The 10,181-nt window shown below is 64.9% G+C and carries 3 protein-coding genes and 1 pseudogene; all 4 read left to right on the top strand.

The features are described from left to right. Window positions 1-1,567, top strand: a pseudogene (locus tag AHiyo1_RS23070) (hypothetical protein); the annotation flags it as partial. 315 nt (window positions 1,568-1,882) lie between these two features. After that, window positions 1,883-5,755, top strand: a complete 3,873-nt coding sequence (locus AHiyo1_RS23065; RefSeq protein ID WP_216363319.1) for a type IV secretory system conjugative DNA transfer family protein — start codon at window positions 1,883-1,885, stop codon at window positions 5,753-5,755. Between the two features lie 195 nt (window positions 5,756-5,950). Then, the gene (locus tag AHiyo1_RS25865; RefSeq protein WP_059390158.1) at window positions 5,951-6,997 is read left to right on the top strand and encodes a hypothetical protein; all 1,047 of its coding nucleotides are present in this window, start codon (window positions 5,951-5,953) and stop codon (window positions 6,995-6,997) included. Further along, the coding region (locus AHiyo1_RS23060; protein ID WP_216363318.1) for a hypothetical protein at window positions 6,994-10,181 on the top strand (3,188 nt) is incomplete at its 3' end. The genes AHiyo1_RS25865 and AHiyo1_RS23060, both read left to right, overlap by 4 nt.

Below are 10,181 nucleotides of genomic sequence, written 5' to 3'. Positions count from 1 at the left end.
CCGCGAGGCATGGGCGGCGCACAGCGGTGAGACCGACGACGAGCCGACGGCCGAGGGGGATGTGGAGCCGGCGAAGATCAAGGCCGCTCCGGATGCCGAGGACGAGGGCGATCCTCTCTTCGAGGGTGCTTCCGATGCTGACGTCAACTTCGACGAGGAGCCGGCGTTCGGCGATGCGTTCGGCGAGACCGCAGACGAGGATGCTGAAGCTCCGGCGTTCGAGGAGCACACCGATGTCGAGGGTGAAGACGAGGACGCCCAGCACGAGCACGCGGTGATCTTCGACGACGAGGACGAAGACGACGACTACGCCCCTCAGGGGTCCTCGGAGACCGCACCGGTCGACGACGAGCCCGTGGCCGATCAGGAGCAGGTGCGCAGCACCATCGCCCGGCGCTTTCTCACCGAGGATCTCGACCTGGAGGTGCGCCTCGACGAGTTCGCCACCTCGTTCGGGGTGGCCGCGCCGACGGTGCAGATCGCTGTCCCGGACGGTGCGAGTTCTTGGCTCGGCGATCAGATCGCCCAGCTCACCCGCCAGGCGAACGCGCAGCTGGCGAAGCTGCACGCGGACGGTGAGGCCGAGTTGCAGACCGAGTTCGTCAACATCATGAGCCTGCATGCCGAGCAGGTCATGCGTGACGTGGCGATCGACCGCGAGGGCAGCGTTTACAAGGAGCTGACCACCGGTGCGAAGGTCGAGTACCGCGAGGCGCTGACGGGCAAGGACGAGACCGCTCGCCAGGCTCAGGCCGAGATCGCCAAGGCATTCGAGGCGGCAATTGCCCAGATTGGGCAGCAGGCGGCAAGCCAGGCGGAGGTCCAGTACCGCGAACGGAACAAGGCCAAGATCCAGCGCGAGCAGCTCGAAGCTGTTGCTGCGATCGACGCGAAGATCGAGAACGACTACGCCCACACGCAGCAGGAGATCCTCGGGCTGCGCCGCAAGGATGCCGATCGCCGCATGGCTATTGGCACGACCCGCATCTTCACGGTACTCGCAGAGCGCCAGCAGGAGAACCTCGCGGCCGAGCGGGCACTGCTCGTGGAGCTGACCAGCGAGATCCAGCGCATCATCGACGAGAACCGCAAGAGTGACATCAGCCGCGCCGATGCCCTGGCCGAGGAGCAGTCGCGCTTCGACCGGGTCGCGGCCCTTGAGCAGGAGCACGCGAAGATCGTCGAGCGTCTGCGTACCGAGCACACCGACCGCCTGCGCCGCACCGAGGACGAGTTCGAGAAGACCCGCCAGTCCACGATCGAGCAGATGCGGGTCCGGGACGAGGAGTGGCAGCACAACCTGAACCTGGAGAAGGAGAAGACCGCGTCACAGACCAGCCGCGTGACCGATCTGCTCGCGCAGATGGACCACATGGGCGAGTCGTTCAAGAAGCAATACGACGACCGGGTCAACGACCTGCAGGCCGACCGCCAGGCGTACATCAACGATCTGGAGCGGTCGAACCAGATGCAGGGCCGGCAGAACAAGCTGCTGACCACGCTCATGATCGCGATCGGGCTGGTCATGCTCGGTGCCGGCTTCATCGCCGGAGCGATCCTCCTCTGATCAATGGCCCGTCGTCACGGCGGCGGGCGAACACACAGCACACAGCGACGACGGTGCGCGGCGGATACGCGAGACGTTCCCCCGGGCACCGTCGTCGTCCGCATTAACGGACAGACGAACGAAGGAGCGCATCATGGCGCGAGAGAAGCGGAAGGCACAGCGACCCTCGGCAAGCAGCTGGGACAAGATCTCAGCTCGGGATGCCGGGCAGACGCTGACGAACCGGGACGTGCACGGCTCACAGCAGCTGGATCGCGGCGTCCGTCAGATGAAGAAGTCCAAGACGCCGGGCCTGGTCGTAGCATCGTCGTCGACGTGGTCGTCACGCTCCTCGCCTGGATCCTGTACTCGGTGATTGCCATGGCACTGATGGGGCTGACCGGGGCGATCAACGGCGCAGGCACCGGTGGGGGCACTGGCCCGAAGCAGTACTATCTGGAGTCGACCCGGACGGTCGAGGGTGGCGCGGTCGAGAAGTGCTACCAGCAGCTCGCCTCGAACGGACAGCCCGAGGGGACGTGCTATCCGGAGATCGCGAACGTGCCGGTACCGGACTGGTACACGGCAAAGCAGGCTCCGCAGGGTGAGGTCATCAAGCCTGGCACGAAGGCGGCCCCTGCCGCGAATACCACGAGCCTGGGGGCTCAGCTGGCCGACGTCACGCTCTTCAAGCTGTTCGTCACGGTGGGTCTGGGCCTGCTGGTCGGTGTCGTGATCAGCGCGTGGTCGGCGAAGCGGGTCGACACCGCGAACCTTATGCATGACGACTCCGACATCAACTTCCACGACGACGATCAGCACATCGCGCTGCCCGAGGAGATCCAGCGCAAGTTCGATTGGTTCCCGGACGCCGGCGCGCACTCAGACGTGCAGGTCAGCTCGATGATCAGCCACATGATGCTGAAGCGGAAGGGGCTGCAGAATGTCGAGGTGTCCCGCCGGGCGGAGGCGGACATCATCGATCAGGACGGCAACATGGTCTACTACAAGGGCGAGGCGATGGTCGACGACGACGGCAAGATCCTCTCGGATCTGCAGCCGATCATCGACGAGGCCTTCGGCGACGCATTGTTCGAGGCTTCGGGCGTCCCCGATGACAAGACACTGCGCAAGTGCTGGGACACGACGCAGATCCCGTACAACCCGGGGAACGCGAACCGCGACAAGCTCAAGGGTCCGGACAAGGGCTACGGCACGGTGGCCGACCTCATCAAGAACGACTGGACGTTCCCGGATTACGAGATCCAGCGTCCCGGCGGCGCATACATCGTGGACACCGCGCCGGTGAACACGATGGTCCTCGCGATCACCCGAGGCGGAAAGGGCCAGACCTACATCGAGCCGATGATCGACATCTGGTCGCGCGAGAAGAAGCCCTCCAACATGGTGATCAACGACCCCAAGGGTGAGTTGCTCGTCAACAACTACATTCCGCTGGTCATGCGCGGATTCGAGCCGGTCCAGTTCAACCTCATCAACAGCATGAAGACCGACATCTACAACCCCTTGGGTCTGGCTGCCGACAAGGCGCGCGAGGGTGATATGACCAAGGCTGCTCTGTATGTCGGAAACATTGCCGAGGTCTTCTTCCCGACCGACGGCGGCGAGGATCCGGTGTGGCCCAATGCGGCGTCGAACGCGTTCAAGCGCATCCTCTACGGCCTCATCGACTTCTACATGGAGGAAGAGCGCGAGCTGCGCAAGCACGCGGCGGAGACCAAGATGGACCCCGCAACGCTCGAGCAAAAGCTCGACGACATGTGGGGCAAGGTCACGCTCTACAACTCGTACCAGATGTTTGTGCAGCTGAGCTCGAAGAAGGTCAAGAACCCCGAGGCCGAGCTGGAGAAGAAGGTCAAGGCAGGCGAATTCGAGGACCGCGAGGATGAGCTGGAGGAAGCTCAGGCGGAAGCGCAGCGTCAGGCGTTCCTGTGGGAGGGAAAGGCCGAGCAGGACATGCTGACGCTCTACTTCAACGCGACCGAGGCCCTGCCGATGAACAGCATGCGCACGCTCATTGGCAACGCGCACAACGCCCTTCGGTCGATGGCCGGAGCCGAGAAGATGCTGGCGAGCGTCTACGGCATCGCCATCACCGGCATGAGCTTCTTCACTGACCCGACGATCTCGACGCTCACCTCGGGCAAGCCGTCCCAGAACACAGACCTTGCCGGCCTGTCCTTCCCGCGTCGCCTAGGAGTGCGTCTGGCGAACAACTACGTCAAGCGCGACCACCTCATTGGCAAGCAGGCCGTGTGGTCGGCGTACAGGGATCCGATGTTCCAGGAGGACCTGGGCGAGGACTTCGACCACGAGGAGATCGTGGGCCGAGAGGGCTGGGCGCGCTACAACTTCAAGGGGATCTTCCCCGGCGACGAGGCCTGGCTCAAGCTGGAGCTGATCAACCCGCAGACGAAGATGCTGGTGCGCTCGTTCTACTTCCACTTCCAGAAGAGCTACCAGCTCTCGCTCAACGGCCGGCACTACGTCATCGAGCCGGTCACCGGCAAGAAGATCGTGAAGAACGGCGTACTGCGCGAGCTGCGTCCGGTGCGAGAGGGCGGCAAGCGGGACGGGGCGATCACCGGGTACAAGCCCGGCGACACGACGTACAAGGAAGAGCGCCTCGACCTCTCCGCCGGCGGTGCGCCGGAGCGGGTCACGAGCGAGCTGCGTGCGATCACGCAGACGATGGTCCGCTACAGCGAGTCGCCCAAGGCTGTGTTCTTGGTGACGCCGCCGCACCTGATGCAGTACGCCAAGCTGGTGCTCATTCTCGTCAAGCAGCTCGTCGACGTCTCGTTCGACCAGTCCTACATGACGAAGAGCAATCAGAAGCCGCTCTACAGGACCCGGTACATGCTCGATGAGCTGGGCAACCTGCAGTCGGAGGGTAAGGGTATCTCCGGCTTCGAGACGATGCTCTCGATCGGCCTCGGCCAGGAGCAGCAGTTCACGCTCATCCTGCAGACCCTCCAGCAGCTGCGCGACGTCTACGGCGAATCGGTCGACAAGATCGTGCAGGGCAACACCTCGAACATCGTGTTCCTGAAGAGCACCGACGATTCGATGATCGAGACGCTGGAGAAGATGTCGGGAAAGACTCACGTCTCCTACATCGACTCGAAGCAGATCAGCCAGGACCTCGACAAGATGATCGGAGGCCGGACGGAGGGCCGGGTCTCGTACACGAAGAGCACCGTGGAAGAGCCGCTGATCAAATACAACAACATGGCGTTCATCCCCGAGCGCAACAGCATCGTCTTCCGTGCCGGCGACGCGCCGGTCTGGAACAGGAACGAGACCATCCTGCCGATGTCGTACAAGCTGCTGCGCACCGACGCCAAGATGATCCACCCGGGCAACGACTACTCGCTGCAGACGATCCCGACGCTGAGCTCGGCGATGGAGTTCGATGTGCGGATGAACCAGCCGGACTTCCAGAAGATGTTCTACAAGAGGCTGGGGCAGTCGGTGCACGCGGCCAACGCCAAGACGATCTACCAGGAGAGCTACGGCTACAAGGACGTCGACATCGCCCGTCTGGACCCCGACACCTACGCGGATGCGGTCATGGAGATCGTGCACATGCTGGCGAACGTGAAGGAAGGCAGGGACCCGCATGCACCGATCGAGGTGGACTCCGACGACTTCGCCTCGGCGATGATGTTCGACGAGGATCAGGTCGTGGAGAACGTGGAGGTCGCCGCGGCGGTCGCCGAAAAGGGTGCCCTGGCTGCGCAGCAGGCGCGGAAGATCTACGCCGAGGGCACGATCAGCCAGGACATGCTCGTCTCGCCGTCTGGCGCGGCGAAGATCAAGAGCCTGGACATCCAGTTCACCGAGGGATATAAGGCCGCACTGACGGAGCTGCAGCAGGACCGGGACAACTTCTCGGTCGGCGGCGACGGATCACTGCGCAGCGCGGACGGAGCGTATGCGTACATCACGCCCACGCGGTCGGCCTCGTTCACGGAGGCCGCGGCGAAGCTGAACGCGGCGGCGGAGGACGACGCTTCGCGGGTGTACGCCGACGAAGAGCTGAACGCCGAAGGCCTGCAGGCGCTGGCGACGGTGGAGATCTCGGCGCACTTCTACAAGTTCCTGGCCTCGCTGCCGACGTGGGAGCACCTGGCTGACGGAGCGTTCGACCGCGCGATGGCCCAGGAGATGCTCCGCGACGCCTGATCGAGCAGGAATGACAGCACCCCGTGACCCCCGTGACCCGATCCGGTCGCGCGGTGCTGCTGTATTGGGCGGGCCTGACTGCGATTCGGAATCCCCTCGACTCGCATTAATCCCCATTTCTGGCCTCATTCGGAATGGTCGGATAGGATCTATATGACAGTTATGATCCGATCACTCCAATGGAGGCGATAGAAGATGAAAAAGGGACACGGCCTGCGACGGTACTTCTACGAGTACGTCACGCATGAGGCCATTCGACAGGCGCGGGAGCAGACGGGGCAGGTCATCCCGATCTCCCAGGCCAAGCGGATCCGCCAGCGGATGGATGAGCGTCTTTCCGAGCAGGGGATGTCGGTGGCCGACCACCGGCTGGGCGTCACCGCTCTGCTGACCGCGCTGGATGATTCGATCCAGGAGTCGGTGCCAAGCGCCGAGGCTGTGTTCGATGAGTACGCCGGCGCGGATCCGCTCTTCCAGCGGCTGCAGGCGCAGTTCATGCGCGAGGTCGGCCTGGGTGAGCACGCCAAGGGTGCTGCGGCTCTGCCCATCAGCCCCTACGATCCGGAGTGGTCGCAGCGAGCGACGGTCAAGAACGTCGGCACGTCGCTGGCGTATCTCCCGGATCAGACGATCACCGAGATCCTCGACGGCGAGACGAGCCGGGCCGCCGATGGCGAGCACGGGCAGATGATGCTGTGGGTCGTCGACGCCGAGGGGCAGATGATCGAGGCAGGACCGGCGATGACCGACGAGGACGCCTCCGGCCTCACCGCGCTTCGCGATTCGATGAGCGTCAAGGAGTACGAGCAGGTTCGCCAGTGGGCGATCGACGGAGGACGCGACCCGCGCACCAATCGGATCGACCGGAACCGCTTCATGTCCACGGCGGCACTCGAGCGTTCCTTGGCGATGCTGCATGAGCTGCAGGCCCAGGGCCTCGACTACGAGGTGCTGCGCGACCGGAACCCTGGTCAGCTCAAGGCCCGGATCGCCAGCACCGGTATGGAGATCCGTCTCACCGAACCGCGTGAGCGCGAGGACTACGCCGGCGCGATGATTTACGACAACGGCGCGATCGTTCGTTACTCCACGAACCACAAGGTCGGCAAGGACGCGGCGGTCTACTCCCCCACGCCCGCCGAGGCCGTGGATCTCCTGCGCTTTGCGCAGGGCCAGGCCGTGGCACGGCAGGACGGCCGGAACTGCTTGCCGGGACGCTTGGCCCGACGCACACGGAGATGATCCGCACTACGGCGAAGAGCCCGCTCGAGCCTACGGAGGTCGAAGACAACTACCACGGCGCGAAGGACTCGATGTTCGCCGTGAAGGAGTACCGCGTGCCCGGTGAGCGCCCGCGTGAAGGTTCGCTGGTGATGCTCCGCCGCGAAGGCAAGGAGCGGACGCTTCCGGAGTTCTACAACCCCACCGAGGGCGGTCGGGCGGCAGCGGAAGAGTACATGGCCACGGCCGTGCGGACGGCGCGTGAGAATCTCGCGGCCTCTCTCGACGTCGACGGGCTCCTCGCCTCGTTCGAGGACCAGCGTGCCGAAGGCCTGAACATCGTCGAGTTCGAGATCCCCGCACTCTCCAGCGACCCCGAGGTTGCTGCGATCCTGCGATCCTACTGGGACGTCCTGGTCGGACAGCGAGCTCACCTGCTGCGCCCCGGCGCGACCCAGGAGATGTACGAGGAGCGCCTCGGCATGATCGGCGAGCTCCAGGTCGGTGACGGCAGCGAGTCGCTCGATGCCGGCAATCTCGTCTACGGTGGCACGCCGGAAGAGACGGTGCGCGCACACGCGGACGAAGTGCTCGACGAGCTTGTGGGCACCTGGGAGCCGGAGATCCGTGTTGTCGGTGACGAGATGCTGGACCAGCGCTTCGATCCGATGCGCGTTGCCCGCTTCATGACCAGTGCCAAGGGGCAGTGGTCGAACCTCGACGATCTGGCAGCAGCTCTCCGCCGTGCCGAGATCGATCCGAGCGAGATGATGGGTGTCGGCTTCCAGACCGACCGTTTCAAGGACCGCCTCGTTCGCTTCGACGAGCAGAGGGCGACGCCAATCGACACGCACGAATCTCCGTTCATCCGCCGGATCGGCGAGACCGTCTGGGTCAGCCTGGCACGCAACGCCACGGAGCCTACGGAGGTGCTCATCGACGACCAGGGCGTCATCCGTTGGACGGCGGAGAAGATGCGCCGCAACGGCTCGACCTCAGAGGTGACCGGCCAGATCGGTCAGGTCTTCGATGTCGGCGAGCACGGCGAGATCGTGACGCGATTCGTCGGCGGCGACAACGGACTCATCGTGCCCGGCTACGAGGCCCGCATCGCGGCCCAGCTGCCCGGTGAGACGAAGACTGTCGAGGAGCGCACGCTGCTGCGCGGCTACGAGCAGGCGATGACCGAGCGCATCGAGTACCAGATCGCCAACGACCTCCTGACGAACCGCAGCGAGGCCGGCGAGGGCTCGAGCCTGAACCGCGTGTACTCGCAGTTGTACGGCACGAAGCACCCGCTCGACTTCATCGAGCGTTCGCTGGATGCCGAGGGCCAGCTCGATTCGTGGACGGCGTCGATCCTGGCGACCGAGGCGAAGCGGGTGCGGTACAGCAACGGCATCAAGCAGGGTTCGACCGTGTACGCCGAGCACCAGGCGACCAAGAGCGAGGCAGACCCCGCCGACGACAACCACTTCGATGCCTGGAAGCTGACCGGTGGCCGCAACATGGCTGTGCTCACGGGCACCGACCAGAACGGCATCGCAGCCCCTGCCGGTTACTTCGACCCGGTGATGACCGGCGGAGCGACCAACCAGGGTATCGTGCGCTACCTCACCCAGGACGCCCAGGTCTCCCCCGATGGTCGGATCGTCCCGGGCGACCCAGCTGTGCTGTCGGGCGCGCGTGCGCCGCTGATGAACCGGCCGGAACTGGAGACGCTGCGTTTCGATCCGTTCGACCGCGAGCAGATGACGGCCTCGACGCTCATGCAGTCCTCCAAGATCACGACGCCCACTGGTACGGCGATGATGACCTTCGGCGGGTGGACTGCCGACGATCCGATCGTCATCAGCCGCGAGTTCGCCGAGGCGAACCAGATCCGCGGTGTCGGCGGCGAGCTGCGCTCCCTCGTGGTCGGCGACAAGCTCTCGGACCTGCACGGCAACAAGGGCGTCGTGTCGCTGGTCGTTGACAGGGACAGGCCGCTTGCGGAGGCCGAGGCGCTGGATCTGGAGAAGGAGGTGGCCTGGTTCAAGGCCAACCCCGACATGGATGTGGTGATGAGCCCGTTCTCGCTGATCTCGCGCCGCAACGCCGGTTCAGGACGGGAGCTGATGGGCACGCTGGCGGAGGACCGGGAGCGTGTCCGGGTTGCCGTTGCCGCGGGTCTGGATCCGCAGGAGGTCGAGCCCGAGGCTGCCGACAAGTTGATGGGCTCCGATCTGCAGCACCCGAGCGGCGGGACGACGAACTGTGCTATCGGCCAGATGCGCTTCATCGTCACGCACATGGCCGTCGACGAGAAGACGAAGGTCTACGACGACGAGGCTGTGCTCTCCGGCAAGGGCCGGAAGGCTTCTTCGCAGCTGGCCTGGGCGCTCGGCGCGCAGGATTGCCCGGCGATCATGCGCGAGTTCTATGGTCACAACAGCGGAGCCGAGGCGAATCTGCGCGAGTTCATGCTCAGCGTCGGGCTCGACATGGAATCGGACGGTACGCTGCGCGTGGTCGGCCGCGACGAGGACCATACGGGTCTGAGCCATGACGCCGGCGACGAGCGGCCCGAGCGCCGCTTCTTCCCGATGCCTGAGCTCGCGCGCACTGAGAAGGGCGTGGTGCTCATCTCGACGATGCGCAAGACCTTCGGCCAGCTCATCGGAGACAAGGGTGGTGACCTGGAGATCCCGTTCCCGCTGAAGTACCCCACCGGCGAACAGACCGAGCAGGTCACGGCGTCGTCGTGGAAGATGCCGGTGCTTTCCTCGCACCTTCGCTCCGGTCAGGAGTTCGAGGACGGCAGTTCCGTCACGCACGACTACACGAACCGCTACCTCGACATCCACGAGCAGGCCTGCCGGTACCGTGCCGCGCAGGAGAAGCTCGCGGCCGGCCAGGTGACGCAGCGCGTGCGCCAGGAGCTGACCGAGGAGATGAGCAAGGCGGCGTCGCATGCGCAGCGGAAGTTCGAGTCGATCACGACCGACCTCGAGCAGCGCGTGTTCTCCGGCAAGCACAACGCCTTCAAGTCCGGGCTCATGAGTTCGCGGCTCTCCGATTCGGCTACGGCCGTGTGGACCGCGGATCCGCGACTGGACATCGACCAGGTGGCGCTGTCGCCGGTTATGGCCGAGCAGCTGGGGCTCGCCGAAGGCGACCATGCGCTGATCTGGCGCGATCCGGTGCTGCGCGATGCGGGCCTGCG

Origin of the sequence: Arthrobacter sp. Hiyo1 (assembly GCF_001263615.2) — a bacterium.
In the GTDB taxonomy this organism is placed as follows: Bacteria; Actinomycetota; Actinomycetes; order Actinomycetales; family Micrococcaceae; genus Arthrobacter.
The sequence above is the reverse complement of the archived record's forward strand: the minus strand, read 5'-3'. Positions and strand labels throughout refer to the sequence as shown.